We start from the raw sequence: 12,444 nt of genomic DNA, 5'->3' as shown, positions 1-12,444 counted from the left end.
AGCCTGGGATCAGCCCGTAATGCGGTTCTTCACCAGCAGCCGCACCGGCTGTGGCATGCCGGCGGGCGGCGGATCCTGGAAGGCGGTAAGTTGGGACAGCGCGCGCGTGAGCGCCGCGTCGGTGTTCTGTTCGCCGGTGCTATCGACCAGTTCGGCGCGCTCGATGCGGCCATCGCGGCCGACCCACACCTTGACCGCGACCGCATAGTCGAGCTGCTTCACATCACGATTCTGCGCAAGCTGGCGTTGCACATGGGCAAGCAGGGCATTGGTGTAGAAGCGGAACGCGGCGGGATTCACCCGCGCAGGTCCACCGCCTATCGTCGTGCCGACCTCACCGCCCTTGTAGTCATTGGTGACCGTCCCCGATGCAAACGGGCTCGGCCCGTCGCCCGCGGCGCCTTCCATCTTGAGCTGCTCGGCCTGCTGCGGCGGCGCCTCGACCGGCTTCGGCTGCTCGACCTTCACCTCCTTCTGATCCTTCGGCGGCTCGGGTCGCTTCTCTTCCTTCGGCGGCGGGGGCGGGGGCGGCGGCGTATCCGGGATGATGGAAATCCGGGTGACCTGGCGGGTCGGTCCCGGCGGCTTGGACAGCATGTCCTTGAGCCACATGCCGGCGGCCACCACCAGCGCCAGGCCAAGCACGAGCGCGACCACGCGCAGCGCGCGCGCGCTGCGCGGGAGGTCGACCGAATCCTCGGCGAGCGCGGCCATCAGGTGCCTATCCTCGACGTGACCAGACCGACGTTGGCGATGCCCATGCGGTTGACCAGATCCACCACCTGGATCACGCCATCATAGGGCGCGCGCGCCTCGCCCCGTATCATCACGCTGAACTGCGGATCCCGCGCCCGCGCCGCATTGAGCTGGGCCTCGAGCTGGTCCATGGTCACGCCCACGCCATTGACCATCAGCGCGCCCGACTCCATCACCTGCACGATCTTCACCTCGTGCTGTTCGGTGCTGGGCTTGTTCGAAGGCTTGGGCAGATTCATGGTCAGCCCCTGCACGCCAGCGGTGGTCATCAGGATGAACACGACCAGCAGCACGTACGCCAGATCCAGCATGGGCGTGACATTGATCGAGTCGTACGGTTTCGATTCGGTATTGATCTGCATGACGATCTACCCGCAAGCACCGGGCATCGAGACCACGGCCTGAGGATGGGTGCGGAAACACAAGGGCATCGGAAGGCGCGTATGCATCGCTCAGCCCGCCTTCTTCGTAACCAGACCGACTTCGGTAATGTCCAGCCGCTTGCAGATTTCCAGCACGGCCGACACCTTTTCGTAATGCGCAGCCGCATCCCCCTTGAGCACGACCGGAAGCGAAGGATTCGCGCTCTTGTACTGAGCGAGTCGCGCCTCCAGCGTCGCCATGTCCACCGGATAGGCGTCCAGGAAGACATCGCCGGCCGCGGTGATGGTGATGGCCTTGGTCTGCGGCTTGGCGAGCGAGGTCACCGCCTGCGTCTTCGGCGCCTCGACCTTGATGCCCTGCACCGATGCGGTGGTCATGATGATGAACACGACCAGCAGCACATAGGCGAGATCGAGCATCGGGGTGACGTTGATCTCGTCGTAGGGCTGGTTGTCGTCCTTGACGTCGGCGGCCATGGTCAGCGCCGTCCGGTCGCCCGCAGGCGCTGGCGCGAGCGGACAAAGAACAATGAATGAAGCGGGCGCGCGTACATGGCCGGCACCGTCACCGGCCGTGTGCTTCGGCGACGCGCGTCACGAACTCGTCGACGAAGATCTGCATGTCGGCGGTAATGTTCTTGATGCGCGAAGCGAGATAGTTGTAGCCGAACAGTGCCGGGATGGCGACAGCCAGGCCGGCTACGGTGGCGAGCAGCGCCGCGGCGATGCCGGGGGCGATCGCATTCACGTTCACATCGCCGGCTGCGGCGATGGCCGCGAAGGTGATCATGACGCCGACCACCGTACCCAGCAGGCCAAGGAAGGGCCCCCCGGAAATGGCGATGGTGAGCAGCACCATCTGCGAATTGAGCTTGTGCTGTTCGCGCACCAGATCGGCATCGATGGATGCCTTGATCGCGTCCATCGAAGCGCCGGTCAGGCCGGCGGTCTCGCCCTGTGCCTCGAAGCGCTTGCGTATCTCGCGCAGGCCGGCGCCATACAGGCGGAACAGCGAGGAACTCGGGTGCACCGCACCCTTGTCCAGCGACAGGAAGTCGCCCCGCGCCTCGCGGAAGCGCTGCAGGAAGCGGCGGTTGTCGCCGTCGATGCGACCGACCAGCATGGCCTTGACCACCATGACCCAGGCGCTGATGACGAACATGACGCCCAGGATGACGATCACCACCCAGGCATCCACAGTGAGGTTCTCGATCAGGATGCCGAAGTAATTGTGGCCGCCCTCGCCTCCCTCCGCCTCGTCATCGGCGCGTACCGCGACGAAGTTGCTGTCGGCACTCTCGCCCAGCGCGGCAAGCTTGATCCATTCGGCGCTGCGCGCCGTGGAGGCGACCTGCACTTCGTCCAGTTCGCCGGCGTAGCCTTCGCCCAGACGCAGGTTGCCGGGTGCGGCCTCGAGCGCGGCGTCTGCACTGCCCACCGCCTGCCCGTCGACATGCAGCGTCGCCTTGCCGCCACCCACCGTGGCGGCGACGTGCTGCCACACACCGGGCTTGAGCGCCCCGCCGGTCACGCGGACGGCGCCGACGTTGAGCGCATAGATGCCGTCCTCGACCCTGACGGCGAAGCTGCCTTGTCCGTAAAGCGTTGCCTGCTGTGGTGCAGCGGGCTTCACCCACATGGACACCGTCCACGCACCGCCGGCAGGCATGGCCAGCGCCGGGACTTCGGACACGGTGACCGGAGAGCCCGCGAAGATGGCTGCATCGCCCAGCAGCGCAGCCTTCTGGTGCGTGATGTTGCCGGACGCCGTGGCGCCGGACACCACATCGACCAGCGGCGTCGGGTCGGAGAAGTGCCACACGGCCAGCGTCGAGCCGTCGTACCCCGGACCGGCGTCCGCGGGAGCGCTCGCGGCAGCATTGCCGGCATAGACATACAGCGTGTTGTCGGCCTTGCCGGGCGCCAGAGCCGGCACCTGCACCCACACGACCGCCAGTTCGTTCAGGCTGTCGTAACGCTCGATGTGGTGCTTGAGCACGGTCTTGTCATCCGCGGCGACGAAGCGCAGATCGGCACCGTCTTCCCGGGCCGACGCGAAATCGAAATTGCCGCTGTGCAGGCGTATCGCCACCGGCACCGAGGTCAGTGCGGACGACAGAGGGACACCGGTGGCCGAGGTATCGAGCGTGACGGTGCGACGCGCGGTCCACGCGTCATCCCACCAGGCGGAGGCAAAAGAGGGAGCGAGCGCCAGCGCGGCGCCAAGGGCAAGAATGGTTTTCATGGCAGGCAGGGAGAATTTCAGGCCGGATTTTCCCGGCCCAACATGTCCTTGCCGTGACATGAAATATTCACTACATAGTCCGAAAGGACTATTCAGCTTCCTTGCGGTCAGCCGAAAGAGGCCCAGCCCCAGCGCACGGCAAGTCGTTCGAAGGCGCTGCCGGGCGGACAGCGCAGGTCGACCGGCTGGCCGGTCGCCGGGTGTGCGAGCTGCATATGTATACAGGCGAGCAGCAGCCGCGATTCGCCGCACAGGCCTGCGATAAGGCGGTTGTGGGCGCCCTTGCCGTAGGTGGCGTCGCCGATGACCGGGTGGGCGATGTGTTTCAGGTGGCGGCGTATCTGGTGCATGCGGCCGGTCAGCGGCTCGGCTTCGACCAGCGCGTAGCGGCTGGTCGGATAGCGGTCCACGGCCACCGCCTCCACTGCGGTGGCCAGCGTGCGATAGCGCGTGACTGCCGGCTGGGCGGCCGGCGGCACGACCCCCTCGCGCGGCGCGCGCGGGTCCATCGCATCGTCGAGCCGGCGCAGCGGATGATCGATCACGCCTTCCGGCGGCGGATGGCCACGCACCACGGCGACATAGCGCTTGAGCGGCGCATGGCGCGCGAACTGGTCGGCCAGCGCATGGGCCGCCGTCGCATCCAGAGCGAACACCAGCACGCCGGAGGTGCCGCGGTCCAGCCGGTGCACCGGCCACACATGCTGCCCGATCTGGTCGCGCAGCCGCTGCAGCGCGAATTCGGTTTCGTGACGGTCCAGGGCGCTGCGGTGCACCAGCAGGCCGGAAGGCTTGTCGATCGCGACCATCACATCGTCGCGGTAGAGGATGTCCAGGGGGGGCGCGCTCACGCCGACGCCTTCGCGATCAAGAGTGCTACAGTGGAATCACGCGTGAACACCGGAGGGTCCAGTCATGATCAATGCGTGTACGGCCGGCTATGTCATCGACCTCGCGAATCACTCCAACCGCCTGCGCCTCGAGGCCGCCGTGCCCGGCCGGCCGATGAAGGTGGTGGTGCTCGATCCGGACCATCCCGACGCGGCGCCGCTGCACGGCACCGGCGTGCTGAGCGCGGACCGGCGCCAGTTGTCGCTCGACGTGCAGACGGCGCAGGGCGTGCATCACCAGACCTGTGACTGGTCGGCCATCTGCGCGGCTCTGGATGCCGAATCGGAATTCGACTGACCCGTTCGCGACTGACCCGTTCGCGACTGACCTGTCCGCGACTGACCGATGCGCGACTGACCGGTCCGCACCTGCCGGCAAGCGGACCACCGCTTCAACGACGGCCATCCGGCAAACCGAGCGCGCGCCAGCCCTCCAGCCCTATCCTTTCCAGCGTGGCGATATTGCGCTCGTAAATGGTTTCCGTCTCGGGAAAGGCCTCGACCGCACGCTCGACACTGGCTTCGCGCAGAAGGTGTATGGTCGGGAACGGCGCGCGGTTGGTGTAATTGCCGATGTCGTCCGGCTCGGTGTCGGCAAACTGCCAGCGCGGATGGAAAGCCGCCACCTGGATCACGCCTTCCAGCCCGTGTTCGGTCACCGCCTCGTCCACGATGTCGAGGAAATCGTTGAAATCGAGAAAATCCTCGAGCAGCGTCGGGTGCATGATGAGGGTGGTATCGATCTGCTGCGGGTCGGCGGCGGCGAGCAGATCGATCTCGCGGTCGATGTCCTCCAGAAAGCCATCCAGGTGCTTTGCCTCGCTCACGACATAGCGCACCTGTTCCTTCACATACACCGCCTTGGCGAACGGACACAGATTGAGTCCGATCACCGCCTTTTCCAGCCAGTCGCGCATTGCCGCGACAACGTCTTCCGTGTTCATTGCATTCGGTCTTCCATCAGGAAACTGGCCACCGGCTCGATCTGCGCGCGATCCATGAACATCGGCGCGTGGCCGACGCCAGGCACCTCCAGCGTGCGCGCACGCGGGCCGCGCTGAGCCATCTGCTGCAGCGTGTCGCGCGTGAGCAGATCGGATTCGGCGCCGCGCACGCACAGCGTGGGACAGCGTATCGCGTCGTACAGCGGCCACAGTTCGATGTCGCCGACGAACAGCATGCCCTGCATGGGTCGCGCGATGGCCGGGTCATAGCCCATCTCGAATCCGCCGCCCGCCAGCGGGCGGGTGCAGTGTACGGTCAGATGGCGCCATTGCGCATCGTCGAGCGGACCGAAAGGGGCGCTCACCATGCGCACATAGCGCTCCGCGTCCTCAATGCTGGCAAAGTGCGGCGCCTTGCCTACATAGTCCGCGATGCGCCGCAGACTGGCAGCGGTGATGACCGGTCCGACGTCATTCAGCACCAGCCGTCCGATCGGCGTATCCGGCAGCGCCGCCAGCGCCATCCCGATCAGCCCGCCCATCGAGGTGCCGACCCAATGCACCTGTTCGACATCCAGACGGGCGATCAGGGTCACCATGTCCGCCACATACTGCGGCACGGCATAGCCGCTGGCATCGGGCAGCCAGTCGCTGCGGCCGCGACCGACCACGTCGGGACAGATCACCCGGTAATGCCGCGCCAGATGACCGGCCAGCGCATCGAAATCGCGCCCCACCCGGGTCAGGCCATGCACGCACACCAGCACGCGCGGATTGCGCGCATCGCCCCATTCGGCATAGGCCATGCGATGCAGGCCGTCCGGATGCGTGCACTGCACGCTCGCCAGACGCGGCCCGACCTCGCGCCCGCCCGAAAACCACCGCCTCAAACCGTTCAGCACACCCATCACACGCCCCCTCGAACACCGCCGCCCCTGGCCCCGAGCCCCGAGCCCCGAGCCCCGAGCCCCGAGCCCCGAGCCCCGAGCCCCGAGCCCCTAAAAATGATGCCAGTACCTCCGGTCCCGCTCGCGACTGGATTCGATCACCAGCCCATCGCGCCGGAACAGGTAACGCACCGCGCCGTCGCGGTCGCTGCGCCGCTGGAGCGCGCCGGCGCCCGCGTAACGCGCCACGACGGCCGGATGCGGATGGCCGAAGCGGTTGCGATAGCCCGCAGTGTGCACCACCTCGCGCGCGGCGACGGCGGAAACGAAAGCGGGCGAGGAGGACGTGCGGCTGCCGTGGTGCGGACTGACAAGCACATCGCTCGCCAGCGCCGCACCGGCGTCGACCAGGGACGTCTCGCCCTGTGCCAGCAGGTCGCCGGTGATGAGCACGCTGCCATGCGCCGAGTCGACGCGCAGCACGCAGGACAGCGCGTTGCTCGACTGCCCGCCGCGTTCGACCGCCCCCGGCGGCGGATGCAGCACCGAAAAGGTCAGCCCGTCCGCCTGCCAGCGCTGCCCTGCCGCACAGGTTTCGCCATCGGGTCGCGCCAGACGCAACACGTCGCCCGGCGGCACCGAGGACAGCAGACGACGCACCGGCAATCCCGCCAGCAGCGACGCCGCGCCGCCGGCATGATCGCTGTCGGCGTGACTCACCATCATGACATCGAGCGCGGACACGCCCATCGCGCGCAAATAGGGCAACACCAGGCGTTCGCCGGCATCGGCCTCGGCGCCATAGCGCGGTCCGGTGTCGAACAGCAGGTCGGTACGCGCGCCCTGCACATGCACCGCCAGCCCCTGACCGACATCGAGCACGGTCACGCGCATATCGCCCGGCTGCGGCCTATCCACCGGCGGCCACAGCAGTGGCAGCATGAGCGGCAGCGCCAGCACGCGCCCCGGCCAGCCCGGCGGCGCCAGCGCGCAGACGGCGCCGATCAGTCCGCACGCCACCGCAAGCGCGGAGGGCGCGGGGCTGTGCCACAAGCTCCAGTCCGGCGCGGTCAGCCAGCTCATCACGGCCATCAGACCGGAGGTGAGTGCATGCGCGGCGTACAGCAGCAGGTCCAGCGGCAGCACGATGGCCGTCAGGACCAGCGGTGTGACCAGAAGGCTGATGACCGGAATGGCCAGCAGATTGGCCAGCGGTGCGAGCAACGACACGCGGCCGAACAGTGCCAGCGTGAGCGGCGCAAGGCCGAGCGTGATCGCCGCCTGCGCGCGCAGCCATGCGTGCAGTGCCTGGCCTTCGCCCGCTTCCCCGGAGGCCGCATGGAACAGCAGCGCCACCGCGCCGAACGACAGCCAGAAGCCGGCATCGATCACCGCCAGCGGATGCAGCACGAGCACGGCGCACAGGGCGAGCGCCAGCGCATCCACCACCGCGGCACCCCGTCCCGACCACAGCATGAGCACGCCCACGGCAAGCATGACCAGCGTGCGCTGCGCCGGAATGCCGAAGCCCGCCAGTACGCAGTAGCCGGTGGCCGCCACCAGGCCGGCAATCAGCCCGGCGCGCTGCGCGGCACAGCGCAGCGCCAGGGCCGGCAGCCGCCGCCAGCCAGCCCCGATGAGCGCGGCGACCAGGGCCGCCACCATGGTGACATGCAGACCCGAGATCGACACCAGATGCGTCAGCCCGGCGCGTTCGAACAGATCCCACTGTGCCGGCGATATGGCGCGCTGTTCGCCGATGGCCAGCGCCACCAGCACTCCGGCCCATGGCAGTGCAGCGTCGTCCTCCGCCAGCACGCGCTCGAAGCGCTCGCGCACCCGCTCGCGCAGTCGCTGCACGGCCGGGCCCCAGCCATCGGCCTCGCGTTGCAGCATGCGTTGCGCGGCGCGGTCGGCACCCGTGGCGCGGACATGGCCGGTGGCGCCGATGCCGCGCGCGAACAGCCAGCCTTCGTAATCGAAGCCGTGAGGATTCATGTTGCCATGCGGCCGCTTCAGTCTTACCCGCAACTGCCAGCGACTGCCGGCCGGCACCGGCGGACGGGAAAAGGCTTCGCTGCTGCCCGGCTGGCCATGCTCGCCGCGCGCCCCGTCATACCAGTTCAGCGCGATGCGGCGCGGCACACCGACCGGGCCCGCCTCGACATCGAACTCGAAGCGCAGGCCGCGCTCGATGCGCAAGGGCAGGCTGCTCACGATGCCAGTCACGTCCACGTCCACTCCTTCGAGCGCGGGCTGCACGCGGTCGGCCACGTGCAGATGTCCCCAGTACAGCGCGCCGGCCCAGGCGCAGACCACCAGTGCGGCAAAGGTCGCCAGCGGCCGCAGGGACGGCGTCCATCGCGCCAGCGCCAGTGCGGCAAGGCAGGCGCACGAGGCCGCCGCAAGCAGCAGCGCCGGTTGCGGCAGAGCGGGCATGCGCGATGCGGCGAAGCAGCCGCAGAGCATGGCCAGCGCCAGGACGGACAGGGGAGACATGCGCCAATTATGCCGAATGAATTGCCGGTCGGCGAACCATGCCGGCATGGCGCTGTCTGCCTGCCGCGACCGTCCGCTGCCCGGGCGTGCCACACTGGATTACTGTAGCGGCACAGCGTCGCCTTCCATGCCGCGCCTCCGACCCATCGATGAAGAAGCTGATACGAAGTCATCTGCCCGACAGCGAAAGCCTGCGCCGCAACCGCCTGTTCGCCCCCTTTGCCGACTGGCTGGGCCACCCTCGCCTGTGGCACCTGAACCGGCACAGTTGTGCCGGCGGCGTGGCGATCGGCCTGTTCGCCGGTCTCATTCCCGGTCCGATGCAGATGCTGGGCGCGGCGCTGCTGGCGGTCCTGTTCCGGGTGAACCTGCCGCTGGCGGTCATCCTCACGGTCTACAGCAATCCGCTCACCATCGTTCCGCTGTACGCGGTGGCGTGGGCTTTCGGACGGGCGGTGATGCCGCTGTTCGGCATGACCTTGCCGGCCGGCGCGCATTTCCATGCGCCGGACATTGCGGACGATGCCGGCGTCTCCGGCTGGCTGCGGGCCATGGTCGACTGGTTCCTCGCGCTCGGCGAACCGCTGCTGATAGGACTGCCGCTGCTCGCCGTGACGCTGGCACTTGCCGGCTACGTGATGGTGCGCGTGGCCTGGCGCTGGCATCTGGTGCGCGCCTGGCGACAGCGCGCGCGTCGGCGAGGCCTGGGGTGACGATGCAACTCGGGCGCTTTTCCCGGCACTCGACCGCCGCAACACGGGTCTGAATGCGCAGCGAACCCCGGCCATCGGTCATCGGCCGGGGACAACAGGGAGGATCGTCCGGGTGAAGCGAAAGCACGACCAACCGTCCGTCGCGGCCCGCGCCGCCCGGTTGCGCCAGCGCAGCCGGCCAGCGGCAAGGTGGGCCCAGGCCTGCGCCATCGTCTCCGGCCTGCTGCCGGCCGCCGCGCAGGCGCTGATCCACGGCGAACCGACACCGTCGGTGGCCGTGGCCACGGTGGAACTGGTGGTCGAACAATGGATCTGGCACGGCTCGACGCGCGGCATCGTATCCGGGCGCAACGAATGCAGTGCGGTGGTGGTCGGCCGCGCGCCGCTGACCGTTCTGACCGCCGCGCATTGCCTGCGCGACGCGCGACTGGATCCGGGCAACGGACTGCCGGTGCTCCGCCTGCAGGGTGGCGCCACGGTGCTGCCGCCATTGCGTCATGCGGTGTACCGCCGCTTCGAGGACGTCGACGCCAATCTGGCGCGCGATGTCGCGGTACTGGTGTTCGATGGCGACGCGCCGGACGAACTGGGTCTGATGCCGCTGGCCGACCACGTCGACGACGACCGGGCCATGCTGTGCGGCTACGGGCGCGGCTATACCGACAAGCCGCTGCGCCAGCCGCGCTGCGCGGTAAAGCCCCTGCTTGCCGCGAGCGACGATTTCTACCGCTTCGTGCCACAGCAGTACGAAACGCTGGATCCGCTGTTGCACCTGCAGTTCCGTGCCCAGTTCGAAGCCAAGCACGCGGTGGTCGAGCCGGCCTGGGCCCTGCTCGCGGTCAATCGGGTCGAGGACGGACAGTATCGCGTCGCCCTGCCCATGCCGACGCGCGGCGATTCCGGTGGCCCGTGGATCGTGACCGATCGCGATGGCCGGCGCGGCGTGTTCGCGCTCACCAGTTTCGTCGAAACCTTCTACCGCAAGAACAAGCAATGGACCTTCTTCAATGACAGCCCCGGCCCGCTCAGCGATTTTCCGTATGCCGCCTATGGCGTGCGGCTGGACACGCCGGAGGCGCGCGCGCTGATCACGCGGGCCCGCGCGCTGGGCGCGGACATCCGTTCGCTGGACGGCGACGCCACGCGGCGCGCCGACGCTGGCGGCGCGCGCTGATCAGGCCCCCGGGTCTGCTGACACTGGATCGCGCGCCGCGCTCACGCTGCCATCGGCCAGGCGCACGATGCGATCGGTACGCGCCGCCAGCCTCTCGTCATGGGTGACGATGACGAAGCTGGTGCCGCGCGAGCGGCTCAACTGCAGCATGAGCTCGAATACCGCATCGGCGGTACGGCTATCCAGGTTGCCGGTGGGTTCGTCGGCGAGCACGCAGGCCGGTTGCGTCACCAGCGCGCGCGCGATGGCCACGCGCTGGCGTTCGCCGCCCGACAGTTCGCCCGGCTGATGTTCCACCCGGTGCGCCAGCCCGACTTCGCTCAGCATGGCCGCCGCCGCCGTGCGCGCCTGGTCGCGGCTCTGGCGGCGGATCAGCAGCGGCATCGCGACATTGTCCAGCGCGGAAAACTCGGCCAGCAGATGATGGAACTGGTAGACGAAGCCCAGCGCGCGATTGCGCAGTTCGCCGCGCGCGGCCTCGCCGAGCGTGGAATAGTCCTGGCCGAGCAGCGACACGCTGCCGGTGCTCGGCACATCCAGGCCGCCGAGCAGATGCAGCAGCGTGCTCTTGCCGGATCCGCTGGCGCCGACCACCGCAACGCGCTCGCCGCGCGCAACGTCCAGGTCTATGCCGCGCAGCACCGGCACCTCGACCTTGCCCTGATGGAATACCTTGCCCAGGGCGCGGCAGCTCAGCACGATGTCACTCATAGCGCAGCGCCTCCGCCGGCTGCACGCGCGAAGCGCGCCAGCTCGGGTAGAGCGTGGCCAGCAAGGTGAGCAGGCCGCCCATCACGGTGACCGTGATCACGTCGGACAGCAGGATTTCCGACGGCAGTTCGGGAATGAAATACACCTCGGACGACCACAGCGACACGCCGGCGATCTTCTCTATCGCCGGCACCACCACGTCCAGATTGCCCGCCAGCAGCAGACCGCCCGCCACCCCCAGCAGCAGGCCGAAGCCGCCGATCACCGCGCCCTGCACCACGAATACCTTCATCATGCTGGCCGGGCTGGCGCCCAGCGTGCGCAGGATGGCGATGTCGGCCTGCTTGTCGGTCACCACCATGATGAGCATGGACACGATGTTGAACGCCGCCACCGCGACGATGAGGGACAGGATGATGAACATCATGTTCTTCTCGATCGCCACCGCGCGGAAAAAATTCGCGTGCTGGCGGGTCCAGTCGCCCACCAGCAGATCCTGGCCGGCGAAGGCGTCCTGCAGCGCGCGCGCCACGCGCGGCGCGTCGAACAGATCGGTCACGCGCAGACGCACGCCGGACACGCGATCCTCCATGCGGTACAGCGCCTGCGCGTCCTGCATGTGGATCAGCGCCAGGCTGGCGTCGTACTCGTAATGGCCGGCCTCGAACACGCCGACAACGGTGAACTGCTTGAGTCGCGGCAGCACGGCGGCCGGGGTCACCAGTCCCTGTGGCGCGATCAGCGTCACCTTGTCGCCCGGCCTCACCTGCAGCGCGCGCGCCAGTTCGATGCCCAGCACGATGCCGAATCCGCCCGGCTGCAGGTCGGTGAGCCGGCCGGCGCGCATGTGCTGCGCGAAATCGGCCACCTGATCCTCGGCTGCGGGCAGCACGCCGCGCACCATGGCGCCGCGCACCGTCTGGTCGAAGGACAGCATGGCCTGTTCGCTGACATAGGGTGCTGCCGCCTTCACGTCCGGATTCTTCAGCGCCGCGTCGGCCACCTGCTGCCAGCCCGTCAGTTCGTTGTCCCAGCCAGTGATCTGGATGTGCGATGCCACGCCGAGGATGCGCGTGCGCAATTCCTTCTGGAAGCCGTTCATCACGGACAGCACGGTGATCAGTGCCGCGACACCGAGCGCCAGCCCGAGCGTGGAAATGAGCGAAATGAAGGAAATGAATCCATTTCGCCGTTTGGCCCGCACATAGCGCAGGCCGAGCAGGATTTCGTAGTTCATGGGGA

Annotated in this window: 13 protein-coding genes; 3 read left to right on the top strand and 10 right to left on the bottom strand. The window is 68.1% G+C overall.

The window, feature by feature from the left end:
- Nucleotides 1-9: 9 nt before the first annotated feature.
- The 5 genes from A3Q7_RS0118715 to A3Q7_RS0118695 all read right to left on the bottom strand — a co-directional run bounded on the left by A3Q7_RS0118715 (nt 10) and on the right by A3Q7_RS0118695 (nt 4,235).
- Complete coding sequence (locus A3Q7_RS0118715; protein ID WP_018413447.1) at nt 10-714, bottom strand: TonB C-terminal domain-containing protein; 705 nt, start codon at nt 712-714, stop codon at nt 10-12.
- Complete coding sequence (locus A3Q7_RS0118710) at nt 714-1,118, bottom strand: ExbD/TolR family protein (protein WP_018413446.1); 405 nt, start codon at nt 1,116-1,118, stop codon at nt 714-716. Before A3Q7_RS0118710 ends, A3Q7_RS0118715 begins: the two co-directional genes overlap by 1 nt.
- A 90-nt stretch (nt 1,119-1,208) precedes the next feature.
- Nucleotides 1,209-1,616 (bottom strand): ExbD/TolR family protein, encoded by a 408-nt coding sequence (locus A3Q7_RS0118705; RefSeq protein WP_018413445.1) that lies wholly within the window; start codon nt 1,614-1,616, stop codon nt 1,209-1,211.
- A gap of 88 nt (nt 1,617-1,704) precedes the next feature.
- Nucleotides 1,705-3,384: a DUF2341 domain-containing protein gene (locus tag A3Q7_RS0118700; RefSeq protein ID WP_018413444.1), complete on the bottom strand. Its 1,680-nt coding sequence runs from the start codon at nt 3,382-3,384 to the stop codon at nt 1,705-1,707.
- Between the two features lie 107 nt (nt 3,385-3,491).
- Nucleotides 3,492-4,235, bottom strand: a complete 744-nt coding sequence (locus A3Q7_RS0118695) for a pseudouridine synthase (protein ID WP_018413443.1) — start codon at nt 4,233-4,235, stop codon at nt 3,492-3,494.
- A 64-nt stretch (nt 4,236-4,299) separates the two neighbouring features.
- On the opposite strand from A3Q7_RS0118695, the gene A3Q7_RS0118690 reads away from it, so the two are divergent.
- Nucleotides 4,300-4,572, top strand: coding sequence for a hypothetical protein (locus A3Q7_RS0118690; protein WP_018413442.1), 273 nt, complete (start codon nt 4,300-4,302; stop codon nt 4,570-4,572).
- 94 nt (nt 4,573-4,666) lie between these two features.
- On the opposite strand, the gene A3Q7_RS0118685 is transcribed toward A3Q7_RS0118690, so the two are convergent.
- From A3Q7_RS0118685 to A3Q7_RS0118675, 3 genes are all read right to left on the bottom strand, one after another.
- Nucleotides 4,667-5,218, bottom strand: coding sequence for a DUF1415 domain-containing protein (locus tag A3Q7_RS0118685; RefSeq protein ID WP_018413441.1), 552 nt, complete (start codon nt 5,216-5,218; stop codon nt 4,667-4,669).
- Nucleotides 5,215-6,126, bottom strand: coding sequence for an alpha/beta fold hydrolase (locus tag A3Q7_RS0118680; protein ID WP_018413440.1), 912 nt, complete (start codon nt 6,124-6,126; stop codon nt 5,215-5,217). Before A3Q7_RS0118680 ends, A3Q7_RS0118685 begins: the two co-directional genes overlap by 4 nt.
- 90 nt (nt 6,127-6,216) lie before the next feature.
- The gene (locus tag A3Q7_RS0118675) at nt 6,217-8,604 is read right to left on the bottom strand and encodes a ComEC/Rec2 family competence protein (RefSeq protein ID WP_018413439.1); all 2,388 of its coding nucleotides are present in this window, start codon (nt 8,602-8,604) and stop codon (nt 6,217-6,219) included.
- Nucleotides 8,605-8,753: 149 nt separating this feature from the next.
- Between A3Q7_RS0118675 and A3Q7_RS0118670 the strand changes: the two genes are divergently transcribed.
- Nucleotides 8,754-9,317: a DUF2062 domain-containing protein gene (locus tag A3Q7_RS0118670; RefSeq protein WP_018413438.1), complete on the top strand. Its 564-nt coding sequence runs from the start codon at nt 8,754-8,756 to the stop codon at nt 9,315-9,317.
- Nucleotides 9,318-9,429: 112 nt separating this feature from the next.
- Nucleotides 9,430-10,491 carry a trypsin-like serine peptidase gene (locus A3Q7_RS0118665; protein ID WP_018413437.1) on the top strand — a complete coding sequence of 354 codons (1,062 nt, stop codon included), beginning with the start codon at nt 9,430-9,432 and terminating at the stop codon, nt 10,489-10,491.
- Here the strand turns inward: A3Q7_RS0118665 and lolD are convergent, their stop codons facing one another.
- Together lolD and A3Q7_RS0118655 are read right to left on the bottom strand one after the other, a co-directional pair.
- Nucleotides 10,492-11,202, bottom strand: coding sequence for a lipoprotein-releasing ABC transporter ATP-binding protein LolD (gene lolD, locus A3Q7_RS0118660; protein WP_018413436.1), 711 nt, complete (start codon nt 11,200-11,202; stop codon nt 10,492-10,494).
- Nucleotides 11,195-12,439 carry a lipoprotein-releasing ABC transporter permease subunit gene (locus A3Q7_RS0118655; protein WP_018413435.1) on the bottom strand — a complete coding sequence of 415 codons (1,245 nt, stop codon included), beginning with the start codon at nt 12,437-12,439 and terminating at the stop codon, nt 11,195-11,197. Before A3Q7_RS0118655 ends, lolD begins: the two co-directional genes overlap by 8 nt.
- Nucleotides 12,440-12,444: the final 5 nt, after the last annotated feature.

Source organism: Methyloversatilis thermotolerans, from assembly GCF_000372885.1.
GTDB classification, from domain to species: domain Bacteria; phylum Pseudomonadota; class Gammaproteobacteria; order Burkholderiales; family Rhodocyclaceae; genus Methyloversatilis; species Methyloversatilis thermotolerans.
This window is presented reverse-complemented; position numbering and strand designations above follow the sequence as displayed.

What these genes read in the sequence shown, in the direction of transcription:
- A3Q7_RS0118715 (WP_018413447.1), bottom strand. Translation starts at nt 714, where the DNA reads ATGGCCGCGCTCGCCGAGGATTCGGTCGACCTCCCGCGCAGCGCGCGC.
- A3Q7_RS0118710 (WP_018413446.1), bottom strand. Translation starts at nt 1,118, where the DNA reads ATGCAGATCAATACCGAATCGAAACCGTACGACTCGATCAATGTCACG.
- A3Q7_RS0118705 (WP_018413445.1), bottom strand. Translation starts at nt 1,616, where the DNA reads ATGGCCGCCGACGTCAAGGACGACAACCAGCCCTACGACGAGATCAAC.
- A3Q7_RS0118700 (WP_018413444.1), bottom strand. Translation starts at nt 3,384, where the DNA reads ATGAAAACCATTCTTGCCCTTGGCGCCGCGCTGGCGCTCGCTCCCTCT.
- A3Q7_RS0118690 (WP_018413442.1), top strand. Translation starts at nt 4,300, where the DNA reads ATGATCAATGCGTGTACGGCCGGCTATGTCATCGACCTCGCGAATCAC.
- A3Q7_RS0118685 (WP_018413441.1), bottom strand. Translation starts at nt 5,218, where the DNA reads ATGAACACGGAAGACGTTGTCGCGGCAATGCGCGACTGGCTGGAAAAG.
- A3Q7_RS0118680 (WP_018413440.1), bottom strand. Translation starts at nt 6,126, where the DNA reads ATGGGTGTGCTGAACGGTTTGAGGCGGTGGTTTTCGGGCGGGCGCGAG.
- A3Q7_RS0118675 (WP_018413439.1), bottom strand. Translation starts at nt 8,604, where the DNA reads ATGTCTCCCCTGTCCGTCCTGGCGCTGGCCATGCTCTGCGGCTGCTTC.
- A3Q7_RS0118670 (WP_018413438.1), top strand. Translation starts at nt 8,754, where the DNA reads ATGAAGAAGCTGATACGAAGTCATCTGCCCGACAGCGAAAGCCTGCGC.
- lolD (WP_018413436.1), bottom strand. Translation starts at nt 11,202, where the DNA reads ATGAGTGACATCGTGCTGAGCTGCCGCGCCCTGGGCAAGGTATTCCAT.
- A3Q7_RS0118655 (WP_018413435.1), bottom strand. Translation starts at nt 12,439, where the DNA reads ATGAACTACGAAATCCTGCTCGGCCTGCGCTATGTGCGGGCCAAACGG.